Origin of the sequence: Floridaenema evergladense BLCC-F167 (genome assembly GCF_041929205.2) — a bacterium.
GTDB classification, from domain to species: domain Bacteria; phylum Cyanobacteriota; class Cyanobacteriia; order Cyanobacteriales; family Aerosakkonemataceae; genus Floridanema; species Floridanema evergladense.
In genome coordinates this window covers 5,255,353-5,277,404 of sequence record NZ_CM171625.1, presented here as the reverse complement: position 1 = coordinate 5,277,404, position 22,052 = coordinate 5,255,353, and the positions used below count along the sequence as shown (strand labels likewise).

At 40.4% G+C, this 22,052-nt stretch carries 23 protein-coding genes and 1 pseudogene; 20 read left to right on the top strand and 4 right to left on the bottom strand.

The window, feature by feature from the left end; translation table 11 throughout:
- The first annotated feature begins 10 nt into the window (after nucleotides 1–10).
- The 3 genes from ACE1CA_RS25425 to ACE1CA_RS25415 all read left to right on the top strand — a co-directional run bounded on the left by ACE1CA_RS25425 (nucleotide 11) and on the right by ACE1CA_RS25415 (nucleotide 2,100).
- Complete coding sequence (locus tag ACE1CA_RS25425; protein WP_413280724.1) at nucleotides 11–196, top strand: hypothetical protein; 186 nt, start codon at nucleotides 11–13, stop codon at nucleotides 194–196.
- Nucleotides 183–533: a type II toxin-antitoxin system PemK/MazF family toxin gene (locus ACE1CA_RS25420; RefSeq protein ID WP_413280723.1), complete on the top strand. Its 351-nt coding sequence runs from the start codon at nucleotides 183–185 to the stop codon at nucleotides 531–533. The genes ACE1CA_RS25425 and ACE1CA_RS25420 overlap by 14 nt, the downstream gene beginning before the upstream one ends.
- A 91-nt stretch (nucleotides 534–624) precedes the next feature.
- Entirely contained in the window at nucleotides 625–2,100 is a 1,476-nt protein-coding gene (locus tag ACE1CA_RS25415; RefSeq protein ID WP_413280722.1) for a RecQ family ATP-dependent DNA helicase, read from the top strand.
- A gap of 292 nt (nucleotides 2,101–2,392) precedes the next feature.
- Here ACE1CA_RS25415 and pheS read toward each other — a convergent pair whose 3' ends face one another.
- Complete coding sequence (pheS, locus tag ACE1CA_RS25410) at nucleotides 2,393–3,397, bottom strand: phenylalanine--tRNA ligase subunit alpha (RefSeq protein WP_413271234.1); 1,005 nt, start codon at nucleotides 3,395–3,397, stop codon at nucleotides 2,393–2,395.
- 130 nt (nucleotides 3,398–3,527) lie between these two features.
- Between pheS and surE the strand changes: the two genes are divergently transcribed.
- From surE to ACE1CA_RS25380, 6 genes are all read left to right on the top strand, one after another.
- Entirely contained in the window at nucleotides 3,528–4,352 is an 825-nt protein-coding gene (gene surE / locus ACE1CA_RS25405; RefSeq protein WP_413280721.1) for a 5'/3'-nucleotidase SurE, read from the top strand.
- Nucleotides 4,353–4,484: 132 nt separating this feature from the next.
- The gene (locus ACE1CA_RS25400) at nucleotides 4,485–5,537 is read left to right on the top strand and encodes a dipeptide epimerase (RefSeq protein WP_413280720.1); all 1,053 of its coding nucleotides are present in this window, start codon (nucleotides 4,485–4,487) and stop codon (nucleotides 5,535–5,537) included.
- A gap of 87 nt (nucleotides 5,538–5,624) precedes the next feature.
- Nucleotides 5,625–6,665 (top strand): N-acetyltransferase DgcN family protein, encoded by a 1,041-nt coding sequence (locus ACE1CA_RS25395; protein WP_413280719.1) that lies wholly within the window; start codon nucleotides 5,625–5,627, stop codon nucleotides 6,663–6,665.
- 13 nt (nucleotides 6,666–6,678) lie between these two features.
- The gene (locus ACE1CA_RS25390) at nucleotides 6,679–6,999 is read left to right on the top strand and encodes a hypothetical protein (protein ID WP_413280718.1); all 321 of its coding nucleotides are present in this window, start codon (nucleotides 6,679–6,681) and stop codon (nucleotides 6,997–6,999) included.
- A 6-nt stretch (nucleotides 7,000–7,005) separates the two neighbouring features.
- Nucleotides 7,006–7,476, top strand: coding sequence for a PIN domain-containing protein (locus ACE1CA_RS25385; protein ID WP_413280717.1), 471 nt, complete (start codon nucleotides 7,006–7,008; stop codon nucleotides 7,474–7,476).
- Between the two features lie 85 nt (nucleotides 7,477–7,561).
- Nucleotides 7,562–8,191 (top strand): type I restriction enzyme HsdR N-terminal domain-containing protein, encoded by a 630-nt coding sequence (locus tag ACE1CA_RS25380; RefSeq protein ID WP_413280716.1) that lies wholly within the window; start codon nucleotides 7,562–7,564, stop codon nucleotides 8,189–8,191.
- Between the two features lie 78 nt (nucleotides 8,192–8,269).
- Here ACE1CA_RS25380 and ACE1CA_RS25375 read toward each other — a convergent pair whose 3' ends face one another.
- Entirely contained in the window at nucleotides 8,270–9,748 is a 1,479-nt protein-coding gene (locus tag ACE1CA_RS25375; RefSeq protein ID WP_413280715.1) for a bifunctional metallophosphatase/5'-nucleotidase, read from the bottom strand.
- Between the two features lie 281 nt (nucleotides 9,749–10,029).
- Between ACE1CA_RS25375 and ACE1CA_RS25370 the strand changes: the two genes are divergently transcribed.
- The 5 genes from ACE1CA_RS25370 (at nucleotide 10,030) to ACE1CA_RS25350 (ending at nucleotide 14,401) form a co-directional block, all read left to right on the top strand.
- Nucleotides 10,030–11,727, top strand: coding sequence for an ABC-F family ATP-binding cassette domain-containing protein (locus ACE1CA_RS25370; protein WP_413280714.1), 1,698 nt, complete (start codon nucleotides 10,030–10,032; stop codon nucleotides 11,725–11,727).
- Nucleotides 11,728–11,861: 134 nt separating this feature from the next.
- A complete protein-coding gene (locus tag ACE1CA_RS25365; protein WP_413280713.1) occupies nucleotides 11,862–12,482 on the top strand; it encodes a type I restriction enzyme HsdR N-terminal domain-containing protein in 621 nt (206 codons plus the stop codon).
- Between the two features lie 101 nt (nucleotides 12,483–12,583).
- Entirely contained in the window at nucleotides 12,584–12,811 is a 228-nt protein-coding gene (locus tag ACE1CA_RS25360; RefSeq protein ID WP_413280712.1) for a hypothetical protein, read from the top strand.
- Nucleotides 12,808–13,092 (top strand): type II toxin-antitoxin system RelE/ParE family toxin, encoded by a 285-nt coding sequence (locus ACE1CA_RS25355; RefSeq protein ID WP_413280711.1) that lies wholly within the window; start codon nucleotides 12,808–12,810, stop codon nucleotides 13,090–13,092. The genes ACE1CA_RS25360 and ACE1CA_RS25355 overlap by 4 nt, the downstream gene beginning before the upstream one ends.
- 196 nt (nucleotides 13,093–13,288) lie before the next feature.
- Nucleotides 13,289–14,401 carry an IS630 family transposase gene (locus ACE1CA_RS25350; protein WP_486517970.1) on the top strand — a complete coding sequence of 371 codons (1,113 nt, stop codon included), beginning with the start codon at nucleotides 13,289–13,291 and terminating at the stop codon, nucleotides 14,399–14,401.
- Here ACE1CA_RS25350 and ACE1CA_RS25345 read toward each other — a convergent pair.
- Nucleotides 14,398–14,613: a hypothetical protein gene (locus ACE1CA_RS25345; RefSeq protein WP_413281714.1), complete on the bottom strand. Its 216-nt coding sequence runs from the start codon at nucleotides 14,611–14,613 to the stop codon at nucleotides 14,398–14,400. The two genes, ACE1CA_RS25350 and ACE1CA_RS25345, sit on opposite strands and share 4 nt — an antisense overlap.
- 267 nt (nucleotides 14,614–14,880) lie before the next feature.
- Between ACE1CA_RS25345 and ACE1CA_RS25340 the strand changes: the two genes are divergently transcribed.
- The 6 genes and pseudogenes from ACE1CA_RS25340 to ACE1CA_RS25315 all read left to right on the top strand — a co-directional run bounded on the left by ACE1CA_RS25340 (nucleotide 14,881) and on the right by ACE1CA_RS25315 (nucleotide 19,124).
- Nucleotides 14,881–15,555, top strand: coding sequence for an Rpn family recombination-promoting nuclease/putative transposase (locus ACE1CA_RS25340; protein ID WP_486517530.1), 675 nt, complete (start codon nucleotides 14,881–14,883; stop codon nucleotides 15,553–15,555).
- The gene (locus tag ACE1CA_RS25335; RefSeq protein ID WP_413278992.1) at nucleotides 15,468–16,109 is read left to right on the top strand and encodes an IS630 family transposase; all 642 of its coding nucleotides are present in this window, start codon (nucleotides 15,468–15,470) and stop codon (nucleotides 16,107–16,109) included. Before ACE1CA_RS25340 ends, ACE1CA_RS25335 begins: the two co-directional genes overlap by 88 nt.
- Before the next feature lie 22 nt (nucleotides 16,110–16,131).
- Nucleotides 16,132–16,623, top strand: a pseudogene (locus ACE1CA_RS25330) (Rpn family recombination-promoting nuclease/putative transposase); the annotation flags it as partial.
- Between the two features lie 38 nt (nucleotides 16,624–16,661).
- Complete coding sequence (locus ACE1CA_RS25325; protein ID WP_413278993.1) at nucleotides 16,662–16,865, top strand: hypothetical protein; 204 nt, start codon at nucleotides 16,662–16,664, stop codon at nucleotides 16,863–16,865.
- Between the two features lie 159 nt (nucleotides 16,866–17,024).
- Nucleotides 17,025–17,417, top strand: a complete 393-nt coding sequence (locus tag ACE1CA_RS25320; protein WP_486517528.1) for a hypothetical protein — start codon at nucleotides 17,025–17,027, stop codon at nucleotides 17,415–17,417.
- A gap of 15 nt (nucleotides 17,418–17,432) precedes the next feature.
- Nucleotides 17,433–19,124 (top strand): IS1634 family transposase, encoded by a 1,692-nt coding sequence (locus ACE1CA_RS25315; RefSeq protein ID WP_486517526.1) that lies wholly within the window; start codon nucleotides 17,433–17,435, stop codon nucleotides 19,122–19,124.
- A 171-nt stretch (nucleotides 19,125–19,295) separates the two neighbouring features.
- Here ACE1CA_RS25315 and ACE1CA_RS25310 read toward each other — a convergent pair whose 3' ends face one another.
- A complete protein-coding gene (locus ACE1CA_RS25310) occupies nucleotides 19,296–22,022 on the bottom strand; it encodes a valine--tRNA ligase (RefSeq protein WP_413280914.1) in 2,727 nt (908 codons plus the stop codon).
- Between the last annotated feature and the right edge of the window lie 30 nt (nucleotides 22,023–22,052).

Below are 22,052 nucleotides of genomic sequence, written 5' to 3'. Positions count from 1 at the left end.
GATAACCGTTATGGCATCAAATTTAACTAAAGAAGAAATCAAAGAGATGATTTTCCAGCTACCTGTCGAACAAATTATTGCACTGATGGCAGATATTGAGGAAAAAGTGGAAAATCTCACGATGATGCAGTTAGCAGAAACAGGATTTGCAGAGTGGAACGATCCAGAGGAAGATATTTATAATGACGAAACCTAATCCTACAGAAATCTGGTTAGTGCGGTTTCCATTTAGCGATCTAACTTCCACAAAACTCAGACCTGCTCTTGTTTTAGCAGTTCATAGAGAAGAATTCATCATTTTGGGTATTTTCTCAAAAGTACCTGTTGACCAATTACGCGATACTTGGGTTTTAATTGACGAAAATAATCCCAAATTTTCCCAAACTGGTCTGAAAAAGCAATCTTTAATTAGAGCAGATAAAATTGCCACTGTAAGTGAATCAATATTTCAGAAACAATTAGGAATATTACCAACAGATATTCAGATTTTAGTACAAGAGGCTTTGAAAAAAGCTCTTGGCATTGCTTTTTAAGTCTTCATTCATTTTTGCTTAAGAAAAAATGGGAATGGTAGATTTCATTATATATTGTTTTTAGAACGCAGATGAATGCAGATGAACGCAGATGAACGCAGATGAATTTTCTGATTCTATGTCTTGGGAAAGGGTAAGGGAAACTTTCAAAAAGATTTGGGGTTATGATGATTTTCGTCCGCCACAAGGCGAGGTAATTCGTTGCTTATTATCCCAAAAAGATGCAATGATTATTATGCCCACTGGTGGGGGAAAGTCGATTTGTTTTCAGCTTCCAGCTTTGCTACAAACTGGGTTAACTTTAGTGGTTTCGCCTTTGGTAGCTTTGATGGAAAATCAGGTGCAAGAGTTGCGTCAGCGGAAGTTACCCGCAGCACTTTTACATAGTGAGTTATCGCCGGGAGAACGCAAGCGAATTTTGGCAGATTTGGAACAACAAAAGTTAAGATTACTGTATGTTTCTCCTGAAACTTTGCTGAGTAAACCTGTTTGGGAACGGTTAGCGCAACCACAGTTAAAAATTAATGGGTTGATATTAGATGAAGCACATTGTTTGGTGCAATGGGGTGATACTTTTCGCCCAGCTTATCGACGGTTGGGAACGGTAAGAGATGCTTTACTTAAAGATAAACCATCGGGGAGTAAAATGGCGATCGCAGCTTTCACCGCAACGGCAGATCCTTTCGCCCAAAAAACTATCCAACAAGTATTACAATTACAACAACCAGAAATTTTCCGCCTCAACCCTTATCGAGATAATCTCAACTTAAAAGTTCAAATCGCTTGGACACCTTGCGGACGGAAACATCGACTGCTAAAATTTATTCAAGCTAGACCAAAACAAGCGGGTTTAGTATATGTGCGAACTCGCAAAGATAGCGAAGAACTTGCCGAATGGTTGCGAAAAAAAGGTTGCACAACCGCAGCTTATCACGCAGGTTTACATCCCCAAGAACGGCGCGAAATGGAAAGAGATTGGATTTCGGGAAAAGTACCTTTTGTAATTTGTACTTCGGCGTTTGGAATGGGGATAAATAAACCGGATGTGAGGTGGGTAATCCATTTTCAACCACCATTATTACTCTCGGAATATGTGCAAGAAATCGGACGGGCGGGGAGAGATGGGAAAGTTTCCCAAGCGTTATTATTAATGAGTGAACCGACGGGATTTTTAGATTCTGGGGATAAGCAAAGACGGGAGTTTTTTGAGGGGAAAATGCGATCGCAACAACGACAAGCCCAACAACTATTAAACAAACTACCCAAACAAGGCAATATTAACGATATTTCCCGGAAATATCCCGAAGCTGCAATAGCTTTATCTTTGTTACATAGTATGAATAAATTATCATGGCTTGACCCTTTTAATTATATCATTAAACCAGGGGAAAAAAGCCAAAGTTCTAATCAATTTGATGCAGCGAAACAGATGGATAAATATTTGCAAACTCGCCAATGTCGCTGGCAATTTCTGTTAACCGCTTTTGGCTTTTCCCAAGAAGCAGAGAAGATGAAATGCGGACATTGTGATAATTGTTGGAAGAGGGGACTGGGGACTAGGGGCTAGGGACTGGGGCGTTTTTTCAAAGTTATCCATTAGATTGAGATCCCCCTAAATCCCCCTTAACAAGGGGGACTTTGAACTTTTACTTCATCTTTTAAAGGAGGAATTTGAACTTTTTACTTCCTCTTTTTAAGGTAAATTTTTAAATTCTTACTCCCCCCTTTTTAAGGGGGGTTGGGGGGGATCTCAGGATTGAAAACAGACCAAAAAAACTGAAAAATAGAATAAATTAAACTTACTTATTTCTCCTCTTTTCCCAATCCCCAATCCCCAGTCCCCAGTCCCCAGTCCCTCATCAAAACTGCCGCAAAAAGCGCAAATCGCTACTATATAAACGGCGAATATCATCAAGTTGGTGCAACAGTAAAGCGACTCTTTCTACCCCAAAACCTGCGGCAAAACCTGTGTAAGTTTCTGGATCGTAACCAACAGATTTGAGTACATTTGGATCGATCATTCCACAACCCATAATTTCCAACCATTTACCTTTCCATCGCATATCAACTTCGGCGGAAGGTTCAGTAAAAGGGAAATAACTGGCGCGGAAACGAATTTCCATTTCTTCGCCGAACATTTGATGCAAAAACTCTTTGATTGTGCCTTTCAAATCGGTGAAAGTTAGGTTTTCATCAACAGCGAAAAACTCTATTTGATGGAAAACAGCGGTGTGAGTAGCGTCAACAGTATCCCGCCGATAACAACGCCCAGGTGCGATTACTCTGATTGGCGGATCGTTCTCTTCCATATAATGAATTTGAATGTTGGAAGTGTGAGTTCGCAACAAATTTCCATCAGGTAAATAGAGAGTATCCTGCATATCACGGGCGGGGTGATCTGGGAGGAAATTTAAGGCTTCAAAATTATAGTAATCGGTTTCCATTTCTGGGCCTGTTTCCACAGTGTAGCCCATCCCGACGAAAATATCGATCGCCCTATCAATAGTACTATTAATCGGATGTACTCTACCTTGCGGGCGATAAACCGCTGGCATTGTAACATCAATAGTTTCTGCTTCCAACCGCGCTTGAATTTCAGCTGCTTGTAAAGATGATTTCTGACTTTCTAAAGCAGTTTGCAAAGCTTCTTTAACTTCGTTCGCTAATGCGCCAATTTTCGGACGTTCTTCTGGGGAAAGTTTACCCAAACCGCCTAAAATTTGGGAAAGTTGACCTTTTTTACCTAAATAGGCAACTCGCAATTCTTCGAGTTGGGGTAGAGTATTAACAGCGGCGATCGCTTTTTGCGCGTCAACTTTTAACGCTGTTAGTTTTGCCTCTAATTCATTCGGCTGATTCGTCATGCTAATCTATTGTCAAACAGAAGGGGAAAGGTGTGGGTAAACACAGCCTATCGCTACCAGTTTAAGAGATTTTCGATCTTTTCTTAGAACTGCGGTTGATCCGAAGCTCATAATCTCTGAAAATCAGAATATGAAACTCTTAATCAGTAACGATGACGGTATTTTCGCACTTGGCATCCGCACCTTAGCCAATACTTTGGCAGAGGCAGGCCATGATGTTAGTGTAGTATGTCCTGACCGCGAGCGATCGGCAACCGGGCATGGTTTAACCCTACACGATCCAATTCGCGCCGAAGTGGTAGAATCAGTTTTTCATCCCTCGGTAAAAGCTTGGGCAAGTTCTGGAACTCCCTCCGATTGTGTAAAATTAGGCATCTGGGCATTATTAGATAGCCCTCCCGACTATGTGCTTTCCGGCATCAATCACGGTGCAAATTTAGGCACAGATATTCTATATTCAGGTACAGTTTCCGCTGCAATGGAAGGAGTAATTGAAGGAATACCCGGAATAGCTTTTAGTTTAACCAGTTTTACGCACCGAGACTTTCAGCCTGCGGCAACATTTGCCAAACTTTTATTAGATCGTTTAGCCAAAAAAACTTTACCCCAATTAATGTTGTTAAATGTCAACGTACCGCCTATAGAATGGGAAGAAATAGCAGGAGTAGCAATAACTCGCCAAGGAATACGTCGCTATATTGATGTATTTGAAAAACGCCTAGATCCTCGTGGCAAAACTTACTATTGGTTAACCGGAGAAGTACAGGAAGAAATAGAACCTCAAACCCATCCTTTCTTACCCCCAGAAATTCTCACAGATGTAGAAGCAATCCGCAAAAATTATATTACCATCACCCCCTTACAATACGACTTAACTTACGGTTCAGGATTGCAAGATTTACAACAATGGGGAAACCTAACAAACGATTGGGAACTAGGAAACAACCCTTCTTAATTCCAAATAAAAAACCTCAGCATCCCCACCCAAAACTAACAAAAACATCTGCGTTCATCCGCGTTCATCCGCTTACTCTGCGAGAAGGCTACGCCTACATCTGCGTTCTAAAAATAAAACCTAAATCAACGCATGAAAATCCAAATAAAAACCTTCACCGTAAACAAACGCTTCCCCTTAACTATCAGTAGAGGAACAACATCCCAAACTACAAACATTTGGGTAGAAATCGCAGAAGAAGGAATCACCGGATGGGGAGAAGCGTCGCCTTTTTCCATTGGCAACTTCCCCCAAAAAACCCCCTTTCTCCAAGAAACTCTCCAACAAATAGCCCCAAAATTAGAAAAATTTCACCCCTTAGAAAGACAACAAATCGAACAAGTTTGCATAGAAACAAAATTACCTTCCGCCGCCTGTGCAGCAATAGACGTAGCGTTACATGATTGGATGGGAAAAAAGGCAGGTTTACCACTCTGGAAAATGTGGGGTTTAGATTGTAAAAATATCGTCCCCACCTCCGTCACAGTTGGCATCAACACCCCCGAAGCGGCGGTTCAAAGAGTGCGAGACTGGGTAAACTTTCTCGATGCCAAAGTATTTAAAATCAAACTGGGAAATCCCCAAGGAATCGCCGCAGATCAAGCCATGTTTACCACTATTTACCAACAAGAACCCAAAGCAAAATTCAGCGTCGATGCGAATGGCGGTTGGAGTTTAGAAGATGCGGTGAAAATGTGTGAATGGTTAGCTCAATATGGCGTAACTTATGTTGAACAACCCTTAGAAAAAGGAGAGGAAAAAACCTTACCAGAATTAAAGCAAAAATCCCCGCTTCCCATCTTTGTCGATGAAAGTTGTTTTACCAGTAAAGACATTCCCAGTTTAGCAGATAAAGTTGATGGAATCAATATTAAATTGATGAAATCTGGCGGATTAACTGAAGCAATGAGAATGATTAATACAGCCAAAGCGTGCGGATTAAAAGTAATGTTTGGCTGTTATTCTGATAGTTCGCTGGCAAATACCGCCCTTTCCCACCTCTCCCCATTAGCAGATTATTTGGATTTAGACAGTCACCTAAATTTACTAGACGATCGTTTCAATGGTGCAACCATAAAAGAAGGACGTTTGTTACCCAATGATTTACCTGGATTAGGAGTAACATCAACCAAATATAACCTTTAAAATTTCATCTGTGTTTATCTGTGAACATCTGTGGTAAAAAAGCAAGAATTTGCAATTTTACAATAACTATAAAAATCGATATTCATTATGCTGCAACCTAACCAAAAATTAGCTATCTTACTTCATGAAGGCATTACAGGTACTAATGGTAAAACTGGATTAGCACTTTTACGCTATAGCCGATCGCCAATTGTAGCAGTAATCGACCAAAAATCAGCCGGAGAATCTCTCCCCAAACTAACAGGAATACCCTGCGATGTACCAATTGTAGCATCAGTAGAAGAGGCGCTTGCTTACCATCCCGATGTATTAGCAATTGGGATAGCACCTTCCGGGGGAATTTTACCAGATCCTTGGTTGCAAGAAGTTAAACAAGGGGTAGCTGCTGGTTTATCTGTGATGAATGGTTTACATACCCAATTAGGCAAAGATCCAGAAATTCAAACATTACTAAAAGAAGGACAATGGATTTGGGATATTCGCCAAGAACCTGCGGGTTTAGGTGTGGGGAGTGGGAAGGCGCGATCGCTCTCTTGTCGCCGGATTTTAGCCGTTGGAACTGATATGGCAGTTGGCAAAATGTCAACTACTTTAGAATTAAATAAAGCCGCACAAAACCGAGGTTTAAAATCAAAATTCCTGGGAACTGGACAAGCAGGAATTATGATTTCTGGGGATGGAATACCTTTAGATGCAATACGAGTAGACTTTGCTGCTGGTGCAGTTGAAGGGTTAGTAATGCGTCATGGCGAAGCAAATGAAATCCTGTTTATAGAGGGACAAGGTTCGCTTTTGCATCCAGGTTCAACAGCAACTTTACCACTTTTGCGCGGTTCTCAACCCACACATTTAATATTAGTACATCGCGCAGGACAAACACACATTAATAAACTTCCTCATGTGCCAATTCCACCTTTAAAAGAGGTGGTGAATTTGTATGAAACTGTGGCTTTTTGTGGGGGTGCTTTTGCTGAGGTTAAGGTGAGTGCGATCGCGCTTAATACCGCACATTTGGATGAGGAAAGGGCTGGAGAGGCGATCGAGCAAGTTAAGATAGAGACAGGTTTGCCTTGTACAGATGTAGTGCGTTTTGGTGGTGATTTGTTGTTAGATAGGGTTTTGAATTGAAAGAGGTAATAAAATGATAGAAAAAATAGTTCAAATTTCCGAAATTCAGGAAGAAAAAATCAAATCCTTGGCTGAATCTTTTGGCATATCTGAAGATGAAATAATCCGTCGTGCGTTGGATGAATTTATTCGATCGAATATGTTCAGACTTGAACCTAGTGACGGTAAGGGGCTTGAGCAATTTCTCGCCATAGCACAAGAAATCTCGAAAAAACACCGTTTTCCAGAAGGCTATCGTTTTAGCCGTGACGAACTATATGGAGAATATAATGCTTCTTTACCACAGGAATCTTTGCCAGAAAAGCAACCACAAGATACACATAAGATTGATTGAGAAGGAGTGCAAGTGATATCAGGTGCATCTAGTTATCAATATTTACTAGATACAAACATACTTATTTACCCAAACGATCCTAAAGATCCAGTGAAAAATAAACGGGCGACAGAGTTATTAAATTTTTTGCAGAGTGAGAAAAATGCAGCTTTGCCTGCTCAAGCACTTGCTGAATTTGCTAATGTCGCGTTGCGAAAACTTATTCCCCCTATGGATATGAGCTTGATCTATCTCCAAATTGAAGGACTAATACGGGATTTTCCAGTACTGCCACTCACAAAAGAGATAATATTAGAGGCATTCCGAGGTGTCCGAAACTACCAATTTTCTTACTACGATGCTCAGATTTGGGCTTGTGCAAAATTCCATCAAATCCCTGTGATTTTGAGTGAAGATTTTAATAGTCGATCGGTAATTGGTGGAGTAACCTTTTTAAATCCCTTTGATAGTGGATTTGATTTAAGATCGCTAGTATAAGAAGTACAATTTAATTGAACCGCAAAGACGCGAAGGACGCGAAGGAAAGAGGGAGGAAAGAGGTAATAGTTAGGGGAAGTGAATTATGGTGGAAATAATTCCAGCGCAGACAATTGAGTTGCATGATTTAATCGAAAAGTTTGGTCTACAACGTATTGAAGATGAGCAATTTTTTCGGGAATGGCAAGAGAATTTACCGGAACTTACGGATGTGGAAAAGCAAGCTTTAGATGAGGTAAAGCGGGATTATTTCCACTTAGCTGAGTATCCGATGTTGGAACCAATTGTTAAAATGGTTGTGCTTTCTCCGTTGTTGAAATTAGCGGGTTTTTATCGTCCTCCGTTTTACCTTTCAGCACAAAAAGAAGTAAGAATTGCTTTTGAAGATGAGGGAGTTACGATAACCGGAAGGTTGGATATTTTGGTTTTTACGCCTGAGTTTTGGATACTTGTAGTTGAATCAAAAAGAGCAAAGTTATCTTTACAAAATGGCATACCTCAAGCATTAGCTTATATGTTGGGTAATCTTCATCCTGAAAAACCCGCCTTTGGATTTGTTACTAATGGAAGTGAGTTTAGGTTTTTAAAACTGACTAGAGAAGACAGACCAAAATATGCCACGTCTTATTTGTTTTCGCTCGATCGAGGTGATGATGTCTATACAGTTTTGCAGGTGTTAAAACGGCTTGCTCTATTCTTTAGTAGTGATTTGTAGGAATTGAAAATAATCTGAAGTTATGGTTTTCAAATGGCGATCGCACTTTCCCCAAAATGCGATCGCCCTAAACCCTACCTATTTGTAAATCAATCTTCCTTCCAGATGACTATCCAAATGTTGATGATGGCTAAAGTATTCTTCTAAAACATCATTCTCGGATGTGGTAATTACTTTAGAGTCAGCTAATTTGGTCATTTCTTCCAGAGTCATATTTAGATTCTTCTCTGAACTGTGATAATTATATCCATTTACGCAAATAGTATAGTGGCGATCGGGTTGTACTGGTTGCCCGTGAATTGTCAAAGATTCTAGCTTCTTTTCAGCCTCATTGTAAACTGCTTGAACACCCTTATTTACCTGATAACAAGAATTACTTTGACCTGGCATTCTGTTTTCCGGTCTCATAATGTAGCTAAATAATTTGCTCAACTGTTCCCCAGTAATAGTTAGCTTATAAAGCGTATCATCATAAGGGTGAACTTTCCTTAAATCGTTTAACGTAACTATAGGCCCTAATTCAGTTCCTCTGATTGAACCGCTAAGTACAAAAACTACATCGCACATACTTTTTTCGGCAAAAATATCAGCAATTAAGTTACCTAATTCCGTTTCTTCTTCACGTCTAGGATGAGTTAGTTTACGTGCTAATCGACAAATTAATCGATTATACTTACGGTCTACTTCTTCTTTGAAACTAGCAATAAAAGTTTCTAATTCTGCATCTGGTTCTGCTAATGTATTATCCACAGGTAGGAGTTTCCACTTCCATTCCACAATGCTGTTAGTATCATCATCCACTACAATGTCGAAGCGTCCAATTTGGTCTGTACCAACCCCAGCTTGTGCAATCAAAATGTTATTAACTTCCGCAGGTTGTTCTAAAAATGTATGGGAATGTCCGCCAATAATCATATCCACACCCCATACTGGATCTAGCATTGCCGCTAGTTTTTTATCCTCTTCAAACCCGATGTGAGTCAGGAGAATTGTTAAATCGATATCTTCATCTTTGTATGCGTTACAAATCTTTCCAACTTCCGCTGCCGCATCTTCCAAACCAACAAATGTGCTGATACTTTGATCGCGTTTTAATGACTTCAGAGCTTCTTCGGTGATAATTCCAATAAACATGATATCAAATCCATCTACATTGAGAATAACGTAGGGATTCATCAATCGTTTATTATATTTTTTGATATATAGATTGGCATTGACGATCGGAAAATTTGCCATCTTTTCCAAAACCAACAAATGCGGAAATCCATAATCTAATTCGTGGTTCCCCAAACTTACCACATCAGGAGCCAAATAATTCATAATTTCTATAGTTGAAAGACCTTTATATTCGGTATCAATCATAGAACCTTGAAGCATATCCCCAGAAATCACAAACAGCACGTTTTTTTCTTCTTGACGCACCTTGTTTATATATCCTGAAAGCAACGACATTCCACCAATGACCCGACCATCTTCACCTTTTGATTCTGCTAGAAAATCGCCGTGCATATCATTAGAATGTAAAATTGTAAATTTCTTGAAACGTTCGCTGTTCATTACAATCTTTGCCTCTAAAAGTTATAAGTTTTTCAACTTTAATATACTACTTAAGGTATATATTTTGTATAAAAGTTTTATGAACTTATACTTAGTAATTTGTCTAAATAAAACCATATTTTAAGAGGTTTTCAGGCTAGATAATGACAAATTCTAGAAATTTATAGGTTTTGTCCTGTCAATTGCCGTTAAATTTTGTTAAGATTGTTTCGGTCTGTTTAATCGCCTGACTAAATCTAGTGGCGAAAAACCCCTTGTTTTAACTTCCTGGAGACTTCTGAATGCTGCGACTCGAACATATTAGTAAAATTTACCCCACAGGCGAGGTTTTAAAAGATGTCAACTGGGAAGTAAAACCAGGGGATAGAATCGGTTTAGTTGGTGTTAATGGTGCGGGTAAATCTACCCAACTCAAGATTATCACCGGGGAAATTGAACCAACATCTGGCGAAATCATTCGTCCTGCAAGTTTACATATAGGATATCTTACCCAAGAATTTGAAGTAGACCCTAGCCGCACAGTTAAAGAAGAATTTTGGCGTGCTTTTGGGGAAGCAAATGATGTGCATGAAGCATTATCCGAAGTGCATCGGGAAATGGAAACTGCTACCCCAGAAGAGTTAGATAAACTTATTCACGAAATGGACAAGTTTCAAAGGAAATTTGAAGCTTTAAATGGTTATGTTTTAGACGCGCAAATTGATAAGATTTTGCCGGAAATGGGTTTTGAATCGGGGGATGGCGATCGCTTAGTCAGCGCTTTTAGTGGCGGTTGGCAAATGCGAATGAGTTTGGGTAAAATCCTTCTGCAAAAACCCGATGTTCTGCTGTTAGACGAACCGACAAACCACTTAGATTTAGAAACAATTGAATGGTTAGAAAATTACCTAAAAAGTTTAACTACTCCAATGGTAATTGTATCACATGACCGGGAGTTTTTAGACCGTCTTTGTACGCAAATTGTGGAAACCGAACGGGGAGTTTCCACAACTTATTTAGGTAACTATTCCAACTATTTGCTGCAAAAAGCCGAAAATCAAGAAGCGCAATTATCAGCTTACGAACGCCAGCAAAAGGAATTAGAGAAACAACAAGCATTTGTCGATCGCTTCCGCGCCAGCGCCACTCGCAGCACCCAAGCAAAAAGCCGAGAAAAACAATTAGAAAAAGTTGAAAGAATCGAAGCACCAACAGCATCTTTAAGAACATTGCATTTTCGTTTTCCCCCTGCACCTCGTAGCGGTCGAGAAGTAGTAATTATCAAAGATTTGGTACATACTTATGGTGAGAAGATTCTATTTTTAGGAGCAGAATTGTTAATTGAAAGAGGCGATCGCATAGCATTTTTAGGCCCAAATGGTGCTGGTAAATCTACATTATTGCGTTTAATTACAGGTTTAGAAAAACCTACCGAAGGAACAGTAGAATTAGGCGCACATAACGTAATTCCCGGTTACTTTGAACAAAATCAAGCCGAAGCATTAGACTTAACAAAAACCGTTATGGATACAATTCATGATGAAGTACCTGACTGGAAAAACGAAGAAGTTCGCACATTGTTAGGTCGTTTCCTGTTCACTGGCGACACAGTATTTAAACAAGTCGGCGCATTAAGTGGAGGAGAAAAAGCGCGACTTGCATTAGCCAAAATGTTGTTACGTCCAGCTAACTTACTAATATTAGATGAACCGACAAACCACTTAGATATTCCTGCTAAAGAAATGTTGGAAGAAGCATTGCAAAACTATGATGGAACAGCTATTATAGTTTCGCACGATCGCTATTTCATCTCCCAAGTTGCCAACAAAATTGTCGAAATCCGTGATGGAGAATTTCGCGTTTATCTAGGAGATTATCATTACTACTTAGATAAAATTGCTGAAGAACAAGAACAAGCGAAATTAGCCAAAATTGAGGCAGAAAAAGCCGCTAAAAAAGCAGAAAAAGCCGCTAAAAAAGCAGCAGCAAAACGCAAATAAACTTTCAGAAAACTGGTGAAATTAAAGTTAAAGGACGCAGGAAAATTTCTTCTTTATTCACCAGATTTTCCAATTCTGCTGTTTCGTATTTTTGAACCTATCCAGATGCAGAAGCAGAGTAAGGAAAGTAAATTATGGTGGAAATAATTCCAGCGCAGACAATTGAATTGCATGATTTAATCGAAAAGTTTGGTTTGCAACGTATTGAGGATGAGCAATTTTTTCAGGAATGGCAAGAGAATTTGCCGGAACTTACGGATGTGGAAAAGCAAGCTTTAGATGAGGTAAAGCGGGATTATTTTCACTTAGCTGAGTATCCGATGTTAGAACCAATTGTTAAAATGGTCGTGCTTTCTCCGTTGTTGAAATTAGCGGGTTTTTATCGTCCTCCGTTTTACCTTTCAGCAGAAAAGGAAGTAAGAATTGCTTTTGAAGATGAGGGAGTTACGATAACAGGAAGGTTGGATATTTTGGTTTTTACGCCTGAGTTTTGGATACTTGTAGTTGAATCAAAAAGAGCAAAGTTATCTTTACAAAATGGCATACCTCAAGCATTAGCTTATATGTTGGGTAATCCTCATCCTGAAAAACCCGCCTTTGGTTTTGTGACGAATGGCAGTGAGTTTAGGTTTTTGAAATTGACTAGAGAAGATAGACCAAAATATGCCACGTCTTATTTGTTTTCGCTCGATCGAGGTGATGATATCTATACAGTTTTGCAGGTGTTAAAACGTCTTGCTCAATTATTTAGTTAACCCATTATGATTGGGCGATTGAAATCGCTTTGAGATAAGTGATATAATTTAATCAAATTTTGCATTTCTGTTTCAACATCACAGGCAATAGCAACAGTCCCATGAATACCCTTGATCAAGTGCTAGAAACTGCTTCGCAACTGCCCTACGAACAGCAGGAAATGCTGATCGAAATTCTGCAAAATCGCCTCCGCGAAAATCGCCGAGCAGAAATGGCTGCCGATGCAGAAAAAAATTTGGCTGACTTCCATGCAGGTAAATTTCAACGCCAGTCAGCCCAGGAAGTCATTCTAGCATTGCGCCAGTCTTTGCATGAGCCAGAAGTATGAGACAACTGGTTTTAACCTCCAAATTCAAACGAGCATTCCGCAAGTTTGTCAAGCGAAATATTGACCTCCAGCAACGCATTGAAGACACTCTTCAACAAATGGAAGCAGACGTATTTGCCCCAGCCCTCGCCACCCACAAACTAAGCGGCAAGTTTGATGGTCTTCAGTCCTGCTCTTGTGGTTATGATTGTCGTATTGTCTTCTCGATCGAACTCGATACAGAAACCAAAAGTGAAGTTATTGTTCTGCTTGACATAGGCACGCATGATGAAGTTTATTAACTGCGTCAGTAAAACAGAAATAACCGATTGTGACACTTGAGATTGCAGAATGTGGGTTTAAACTCCCGCCAGTCTTGAAAATCAATCCATTAAGATTAATTCCCCAAACTTCCCGGAACCACAAACATAGTAATAAGCTGTTAATCATTTAAATAGGGTAAAATGGAAAAGTCAACCGAGCAAAATGAGTCAGGGAATGCCAGCAAAGAATCATCTGAGTTTAGAACAAGTAGAGAAGCTACAAAAAGCCCTAAAAGATGAAGAAAATGGAAACATTAGAGAAAGAATTCTGATGTTACTGTTGCTAAATGATGGAAAAACTCAAGGTAAAATAGCGGAATTTCTGGGCTGTTCAATAAATAAAGTATCTTATTGGTGCGTACATGGAGATCCAGATAATCTGGAAAGCCTAGTGGATGAAAGGATGAAGGGGAATCATCAAAAAGCCACAGATAAATATAGAGAAATATTATTAGAGACAGTAGATAAAGAACCCAAAGAATTAGGATACGAATTTGGCAGATGGACAGCAGAAAGATTAGCAACATATTTAGCAGAAACGACAGGAATAAAATTAAGTGGGTCGCAAGTTAGGAGAATATTAGAGAAAAAAAAGTTCGTTTACCTCTGGGCGAAGTACAGCTTAGAGGGAAAGCGAGAGCCGGAAAAAAGAAAAGAATTTAAAAAGAAGATAACCGAATATTTAAAAATAGAAAAAGATAACCCAGAACGTTTACAAGTATGGTTTTGGGACGAAAGCGGTTTTAGTTTAAGCGTGATAAAAAGAAAGAATTGGTGTAAGAAAGGTAGCCGAAAAGAGGTGAGGGGAGAGCGAAGAAAGGGTCGGATTAATGTAATGGGAGGGCTGAGGTATTCCGACAAGAAAAGGTTTGTGGAGTTTCTGGATAAAAGCAATTCAGAAAGTTTTTATCAAGTGCTAAAACTGTTTTATCAAGAATTGATTGCTGAATGGGTAGCTGCTGGCAATGAAGCCGATGAATTTGCGGAAAAAGGAGCCAAAATAGTGATAATTCTAGATAATGCTAGTTTCCACAAAAAAGCTGAATATCTCCAGAAAATTGCTGCCGAAATGCCCAATATTCATTTAGAGTTTCTCCCCAAATATAGCCCGGATTATAACTTAATTGAATTAGTTTGGCATTCAGCAAAAGAATTTATTGCTAATCGACTATTTAAATCAATCGAAGAATTAGAATATTTATTGCATCAACTTTTAAATGAAGGACAGTTAATTATTAAATGGGAGCGAAAACTTAAAAATAAAGGTAATGCTCTTATCCCTGTTTAAATGCTTAACAGCTTACCCTGTCTACCAACAACCTGCACAAAATCATCAGGAAAAACAATAACATCACAATTAGAATGATAAAATCGAGCAGGCCAATAACTACCCAAACACTTAACTCTTCCCGGCTGATTTTGAGTAATTGTCTTTTCCACCGTACCCATTACCGCTTCCGAAAACATCTCAACATTTTCAGATACAAATAAATTTACCACTGATTACCTTCCTCCGAACATTTGGGGTAACAGAATCTAATTTGTACCATCAAATCAACCTTAACCAGAGGAGTTCCCGAAGTTAAGCAATAAGATAAGCTGTAGTAAAATCAACTTGGCAAATTCAGCACCAGCAAGCATTCCAGACACCAGCAAATCTATTACAACAAAATTAATCTCCCAGCTTAACTTCCTTAACTTCGGGATAACATCCTTATCTTCCTACCCTTAAATTAAAATAAAACAAACCCCCAAAATTCCCAATCAGTGAAAACCGACTCCCTCTTCTACCGCCTATTCCAAACCTTCCCCAGTATCTTCTTTGAACTAATCAACCGTCCCCCAGAAGAAGCAAACAACTATCAATTCTCATCAGTTGAAATCAAACAAACCGCCTTTCGCATTGATGGCGTATTTCTCCCTGCATCAGGTGAAGAAAACCCTATTTACTTTCTCGAAGTTCAGTTTCAACCTGACTCAGAATTCTACTCTCGCTTTTTCGCGGAAATCTTTTTATACTTACGTCAAAATAAACCCGAAAACGATTGGCGTGCAGTAGTTTTATATCCCAACCAAAGCACAGACACCGGAGATACAGCATATTGCAACACTTCAATCAGAAAAGTTGCCTTGAGATTTGGCGTAGCCAAAAGCTTTGTCCAAAAACTACTGTTGATGAAGAAAACTCAAGGTCATGTAGAGCCAAGACAACAAGGTGGAGCAATGAAGGGGGAGTTGGACGGAGCGGAAACACAACTAGCACTTATGGTTGAAGAATACCCAGACGCAACATTATGGGAATACTGCGAATATTGGGGTACAACTTACGATCATTGGGTAAGTACCAGTACCATGTGCCGTGCATTGCAAAAACAGGAACTAACGCGAAAAAAAAGACGCTCCGCAGTAGCCAAGCCAAAACAGAAAGGGTTCAAAAATTGAGAATGGAGTACTGGCAGCAAGTCAAGCAAATAGACCCGGAAAACTTAGTTTTTATTGATGAAATGGGTGTTTTATTAGGGTTAACACCAACTCATGCCCGCAGCCAGAAAGGAACTAGAGTCTATGGTTTTCAACCATTTTATCGCGGGGCCAAGGTGACAGTCATTGGGGCGGTCAGCATTTCTCAAGTTTTGGCGGTGATGACCTTGAATGGTTCGATGAATGGAGAGGCATTTAAAGTGTTTATCGAACAGTGTTTACTACCGCAACTTTGGACAGGTGCTGTAGTCGTGATGGATAATCTTCCTGCCCATAAAGTTAAAGAAATTGAACCTCTAATTGAATCTGTGGGTGCTAGAGTTCTCTACCAATCTCCTTATTCTCCTGACTTTAATCCCATCGAACATTGGTGGTCACAATTGAAAACTTTTTTGCGCGACTTTTCTCCCCACACTGCCAAAATGGTTGATATTCTGATTGCTACTGCTCTCGATTTGTTTAATCCAGAGCATTTAAAAAACTGGTTTACCAACTGTTGTTACTGTACCTCATAAACCTGCAATACGCTGTATCAAACATTACCGCGAATTTTTCACCAGTCAACGAGTCAGACGCATCTATCTAAATGAATTGGGAGAAATAGCAGAACAATCTATCGGTGTTGGAACTATCAAATTAGTCATTTCCCCAGAAGAAAACACCGTTGAACAAGCAAGAAATCTGATAAATAAAGTCAGGTCAGAAATACCAGATGAACTAACCCAGACCCAAGTATTACAATTAATAGAGACTATATTGGTCTACAAGTTACCAAACAAGAGTCAAAAGGAGATAGAAGCCATGTTTGGATTAAGTGAATTAAAGCAAACAAGAGTCTATCAAGACGCTTTCCAAGAAGGTCGCCAAGAAGGTCGTCAAGAAGGTCGTCAAGAAGGTCGCCAAGAAGGTGAAATAACAGGGAAATTAGCAGCAGTTCGCCCGATGTTAGCATTAGGAGCCAGTATCGAGCAAATAGCAGAAGCTTTGAGTTTAGATGTCGAGGAAGTTAGGAAGGTAGCGGAACAATAGTCTTCTAAATAGTACCAAAGTTGTGAGGAAATAGAGCAATGTTTAGCTTAAGTGAATTAAAGCAAACAAGATTCTATCAAGAAGCTTTCCAAGAGGGTTTTCAACAGGGTCTTCAAGAAGGTAAATTAGCAACAGTACCCCGGTTGTTAGAATTGGAGTTAACTGTGGAACAAATAGCACAGGCGTTAGATTTGGATGTGGAACAAGTAAAGAAGGCAGCGGAACAACAGTCTGCTAACTGAAACTATAAACTGTACGTTCGCTCATTTTTGAAGGGTAAGAGGAATTAATAGCTTACTGTGTAAGGTTTCAAGGTGATTGTGGATCTGATGGTGGTGATACCGTGTAATACTTGGGGAAGGCTTGGTTAGTTTAACAATGTAATACACGGAATAAGAGTAATGTGGAAGCGGGACATTCAAGGCAAGTTCGCACTCAAAGACGATGATTATCGTCAAGTGCGCTCTTTAAGAGTAACTGATGAAACCTGGAAGGCTTTGGGGATAGCTGCTGAATGCTTATGTATGACGAGAGCAGATTACTTGGAACAGGTGATGAGAGACAATGCTAGCCCAAGTATTATATGGACACTAGACCCCAGACATCAAGCCCAAACTACGGTGGCGGAACTGGCGACTAGGCCGCGCTCCGTGGCAATACTGGAAACTTTACGTGACCAAGTTTTAGTACAATTAAAGTTAGGTAAGCAAGCTCCAGGCTACAAAGCAGCACTCAAAGCCCTGAATCATTTTATTGCGGCACTGACTGACCAGGATACACAAGAGTCCGAATAGATCACAGGAAAAACAGTGGAAATAAGTTCCGAGCGAATAGACGATATTCCATTGATTGTGGAATGGCTCAAACAGATGGAAATAGCCAAATGTATTGACCAAAAACTCACTCCACCACATGGAAACCACAAAGGACTCAGCTACGGACAATTGAGTGTATTGTTATTAACATATATAATTACCCAGTCAGACCATCGGTTATCTGCTGTGGAAGCCTGGGTTCAGGCACACCAACAGATTTTAGAGTTAAGTACGGGGTGGTCGCTCAAGGAAAAAGATACTACTGATGACCGATTGGCAAGGGTAGTTGAAGAGTTAGGTAAGCAGTCAGAGGCTAGGCGGGAAATCGAAGTAAAATTAGGACGACATCTGATTCGGGCCTACGAATTACCGACAGAAGTGGCACGAGCTGATACAACTAGTTTTAGTGTGAATCATCAACAGGAAGAATCAAACGAAGAAAGTCTACTGCGTCATGGGTACTCCAAAGACAAGCGTCCAGACTTATTGCAATACCGTCAATTACTGGCAACCCTCGACCCGATGGGAATGCCATTGCTGAGCGCCACCCTGGAAGGTAATGGCGCTGATGACCCATTATATTTTCCGACATGGGAACAAATGGCAAAGGTGATGGGACACAAAAATTTTGTCTTCATCGCTGATTGTAAAGCTGGCTCGATGGCAACTCGCGCCCGAATTGCTGCCAATGGAGGTGTTTATTGCTTCCCTGTACCCATGAGTGGACAACACCCCCAATATCTCAAACAGTGGGTACTCTCCCCACCAGCAGAAACAGTGTCCATTCGTTTACCGCGACAAGATGAAGAAGAACCTGCTGTGGGAAAGGGCTTTGAAGTAGAGTTAGGCAAGTTTTGGTTAAATGAAGAAACGATGAAGTGGGTACGTTGGCTAGAACGCTACTTGGTAGTTTATTCCCAAAGCCTTGCGGCTTCTGCCATCCGTGGTCAACAGCAACGCATATTGACGGCTAGAGCTGCTCTGGATAAATTAGAAAAGAAGCCTGGTAACGACCGGGAGCAACTGGGCTATAAAGTAGAAAACATTCTCAAGCGCTATCGGGTCAACGATTTCTTCTCCACCACGATTACAGAAGAAATCATCTTTGAAACTCGCTCTGTGGGACGAGGACGACCATCAAAAAATTCTCCGACTGAGGAAGTAACTAGTATTTCTCTTCAACTTCATATCCAGCAGATTGATGATGCGATTAAGCTTTCAGAAACCTTGGCCGGATGGCGACTGTATGTCACTAACGCCCCGACCACTCGACTGACCCTACCACAAGCTGTCATGTATTACCGGGATGAATGGCTCTTGGAACGTGGGTTTCACCGTTTTAAAAGAGGTTCCTTGCCAGCCCTACCCATTTACTTCCAAAATGAAGACCGAATTACTGGCTTAATGTTCATTTTGAATATAGCTTTGCGCGTATTTACCTTGATGGAGTTTGTGGTACGGAAGGCTCTCCAGCAAACGCAACAATCTTTGGCTGGTCTTTATGACGGCAATCCAAAGCGAAAAACCAATCGCCCATCAGAGTCGCGAATGCTTCAGGCTTTTTGTCAGCTTACTCTCTATCACCTTCCTGACTCTACCATTTTCATCACGCCGCTGTCCGAGCTTCCAAGTATTACACGGCAAGATTTGACTTCCTTCGTACCGTGTAATACTACGTCAATCTGATCTACCTTTGCCAAGTATTACATGGTATCACCACCATCAGATCCACAATCACCTTGAAACCTTACACAGTAAGCTATTAATTCCTCTTACCCTTCAAAAATGAGCGAACGTACAGTATAAACGGAAAGTAAAAGTGCGATATGCCTACAGCGTATCGCACTAAACAAAAACTTACTGAAGTTGCTGCAATTTTTCGCGCAAAATTTCCGCTTGTTTCTCCGCTTCCGCCAAAGCATCCTTATCAGCTTGGACAACTTCAGGAGAAGCATTCGCCACAAAAGCTTGATTATTCAACCTTGCTGAAAGTGATTGAATATTCTTCTCAATTTTGCTCAACTTCTTCTCTAACTTGCTGCGTAAAGCTGCAATATCTACCACACCAGTTAAAGGAACAATTACCTGAACAGTACCAACAACCCCAGTAGTTGATTGTCCAACTTCCTCATTTAAACTAGGAGTAATAGAGAGTTTTTCCACCTTCGCCAAATCTTGAATATAACTCTCACCTGATGTTAGAATTTGACGTTCTTTTTCATTCTCACTTTGCAAAATTGCCGTCACTTTTGTTGACGGTTTAATATCAGCATCAGCGCGTAAATTGCGAATCGTGCGAATTGTGTTAATCAACAAATCAAAATCTGCTTCCAACTCCGAATTAATCAGATTTTCATCTACTTTCGGGAATGCTTGTAACGCCAAAGATGCTGATTCTTCAGCTTGAGTGAGAGTGTGCCAAATTTCCTCAGTGATGTGAGGCATGAAGGGATGAATTAATTTTAAAGTCCCTTCTAACACGAAAGCAAGAGTTTGTTGAGCAACCTTTTTAGAAGTTGCATCAGCATCTTTTTGCAGACGAGACTTGACTAACTCAATGTACCAATCGCAGAACTCACCCCAGAAGAAATCGTAGAGTGTTTTTGCTGCTTCACCTAATCCGTAATCATCGATATATTGAGTAGTTTGCTGCACAACCTGATTGTATCGGGAGAGAATCCAACTGTCAGATAATTCTAGGGACTGGGGACTGGGGACTGGGGACTGGGGACTGGGTTTTAATTCCTCTAAATTCATCATGACGAAGCGGGAGGCATTCCACAATTTGTTGGTGAAGTTGCGGGAAGCTTCTACTGCGGAAGATTCGCCTTTTTTGCGATCGTAATCCAGTCGAATATCTTGACCTGCGCCAGCAACTTGCCGCACCAAAGTATAGCGTACTGCATCAGTACCATACTTATCAATCAAATCCAAAGGATCGATTCCATTTCCCTTAGTCTTAGACATTTTTTCCCCATTTTCATCTAAGACTAAACCGTGAATATAAACATCACGGAAAGGCATTTTGCCAGTGAAATAAGCTGCCATTAAAGTCATTCTGGCAACCCAGAAAAAGATGATGTCAAAACCAGTAACTAGAACACTTGTAGGATAATAAAATTCTAAGTTTTCGGTTTTTTCGGGCCAACCCAAAGTAGAAAAAGGCCATAAACCGGAAGAAAACCAAGTATCTAAAACATCGGGATCTTGTTCTATTTTGACATTTTCGCCAAACTTAGCTTTAGCTTTTTCCCAAGCTTCTGCTTCCGTAAATGCGACAACAAAAGGTGTATTATCAGTGATTTCGTTATTTGTTTCACTGATAGCATACCAAGCGGGAATTTGATGACCCCACCATAATTGACGAGAGATACACCAATCCTTTAATTTTACCAACCAATCACGATAAACTTTAGTCCAGCGATGGGGAACAAAATTGGGAGAATTTTGCTCATCTAAGAATTTTAAAGTTGTTTCACCGAGAGATTGAATTTTGACAAACCATTGAGTTGAGAGGAGAGGTTCGATCGGGGCTTTTCCGCGATCGCTAAATGGTACACTATGCTTATACTCCTCAATCTTCACCAAAAAGCCATCTTCTTCCAACCGTTTCACCACATTTTCCCGTGCCTTAAAACGGTCTTGACCTTGGAACGGCCCCGCATTTTCATTAAGCGAACCGTCCTTATTCATAATATTAATAAACGGCAGATTGTGACGCTGACCCATTTCAAAATCATTCGGGTCATGTGCCGGAGTCACCTTAACACAACCAGTCCCAAAAGTAGCATCAACCAATTCATCAGCAATAATCGGAATTTCCCGATTCATAATTGGCAAAGTAACAGTTTTGCCAATCAAATGTTGATAGCGTTCATCATTAGGATTAACCGCCACAGCAGTATCACCCAACATCGTTTCCGGTCGAGTAGTTGCAACTTCTAAATAACCCGAATTATCAGTTAGTGGATAACGGAAATGCCATAAATGACCATTTACTTCCTTATTTTCTACTTCCAAATCAGAAACCGCAGATTGAGAAACTGGACACCAGTTAACTAAATAATTGCCGCGATAAATCAAACCATCATCATAAAGGCGAACGAAAGCTTCAATAACCGCCTTCGTTAAACCTTCATCCATTGTGAAACGTTCCCGCGACCAATCAACCGAGATACCCAAACGGCGCATCTGGTTAACTATTGCACCCCCGGAATTATTTTTCCATTCCCAAGCGCGTTCTAAAAATGCTTGACGACCGAAATCAAAACGGGTTTTCTTCTCTTTTTTAAACTCCTTATCCAGCATGGTATGAACTGCGATGCTGGCGTGGTCAGTTCCGGGAATCCAAAGAGTATTGTAACCTTGCATTCGATGGTAACGAACGAGGATATCCATGAGAGTTTGTCCGAAGGCGTGCCCCATGTGGAGACTACCCGTAACGTTGGGTGGCGGAATGACCATGCTGTAGGATTTTCCGTCGTTTTTGGGGTCAGCTTTAAAGGTTTGGTTTTCTGACCAGAATGTTTGCCACTTAGATTCGGTGGAGAAGGGGTCGTATTGGGGGGGGAGGTTTAGTGTCATTGGTTAAGGGATTCGCTGTTCTGGTAAAAT

Coding starts and splice junctions, on each gene's coding strand:
- ACE1CA_RS25375 (WP_413280715.1), bottom strand. CDS start 9,748: ATGAACAGCGAACGTTTCAAGAAATTTACAATTTTACATTCTAATGAT.
- ACE1CA_RS25390 (WP_413280718.1), top strand. CDS start 6,679: ATGATAGAAAAAATAGTTCAAATTTCCGAAATTCAGGAAGAAAAAATC.
- ACE1CA_RS25360 (WP_413280712.1), top strand. CDS start 12,584: ATGAATACCCTTGATCAAGTGCTAGAAACTGCTTCGCAACTGCCCTAC.
- ACE1CA_RS25425 (WP_413280724.1), top strand. CDS start 11: ATGGCATCAAATTTAACTAAAGAAGAAATCAAAGAGATGATTTTCCAG.
- ACE1CA_RS25325 (WP_413278993.1), top strand. CDS start 16,662: ATGTTTAGCTTAAGTGAATTAAAGCAAACAAGATTCTATCAAGAAGCT.
- ACE1CA_RS25355 (WP_413280711.1), top strand. CDS start 12,808: ATGAGACAACTGGTTTTAACCTCCAAATTCAAACGAGCATTCCGCAAG.
- ACE1CA_RS25420 (WP_413280723.1), top strand. CDS start 183: ATGACGAAACCTAATCCTACAGAAATCTGGTTAGTGCGGTTTCCATTT.
- ACE1CA_RS25380 (WP_413280716.1), top strand. CDS start 7,562: ATGGTGGAAATAATTCCAGCGCAGACAATTGAGTTGCATGATTTAATC.
- ACE1CA_RS25370 (WP_413280714.1), top strand. CDS start 10,030: ATGCTGCGACTCGAACATATTAGTAAAATTTACCCCACAGGCGAGGTT.
- ACE1CA_RS25400 (WP_413280720.1), top strand. CDS start 4,485: ATGAAAATCCAAATAAAAACCTTCACCGTAAACAAACGCTTCCCCTTA.
- surE (WP_413280721.1), top strand. CDS start 3,528: ATGAAACTCTTAATCAGTAACGATGACGGTATTTTCGCACTTGGCATC.
- ACE1CA_RS25365 (WP_413280713.1), top strand. CDS start 11,862: ATGGTGGAAATAATTCCAGCGCAGACAATTGAATTGCATGATTTAATC.
- ACE1CA_RS25320 (WP_486517528.1), top strand. CDS start 17,025: ATGTGGAAGCGGGACATTCAAGGCAAGTTCGCACTCAAAGACGATGAT.
- pheS (WP_413271234.1), bottom strand. CDS start 3,397: ATGACGAATCAGCCGAATGAATTAGAGGCAAAACTAACAGCGTTAAAA.
- ACE1CA_RS25350 (WP_486517970.1), top strand. CDS start 13,289: ATGCCAGCAAAGAATCATCTGAGTTTAGAACAAGTAGAGAAGCTACAA.
- ACE1CA_RS25310 (WP_413280914.1), bottom strand. CDS start 22,022: ATGACACTAAACCTCCCCCCCCAATACGACCCCTTCTCCACCGAATCT.
- ACE1CA_RS25395 (WP_413280719.1), top strand. CDS start 5,625: ATGCTGCAACCTAACCAAAAATTAGCTATCTTACTTCATGAAGGCATT.
- ACE1CA_RS25415 (WP_413280722.1), top strand. CDS start 625: ATGAACGCAGATGAATTTTCTGATTCTATGTCTTGGGAAAGGGTAAGG.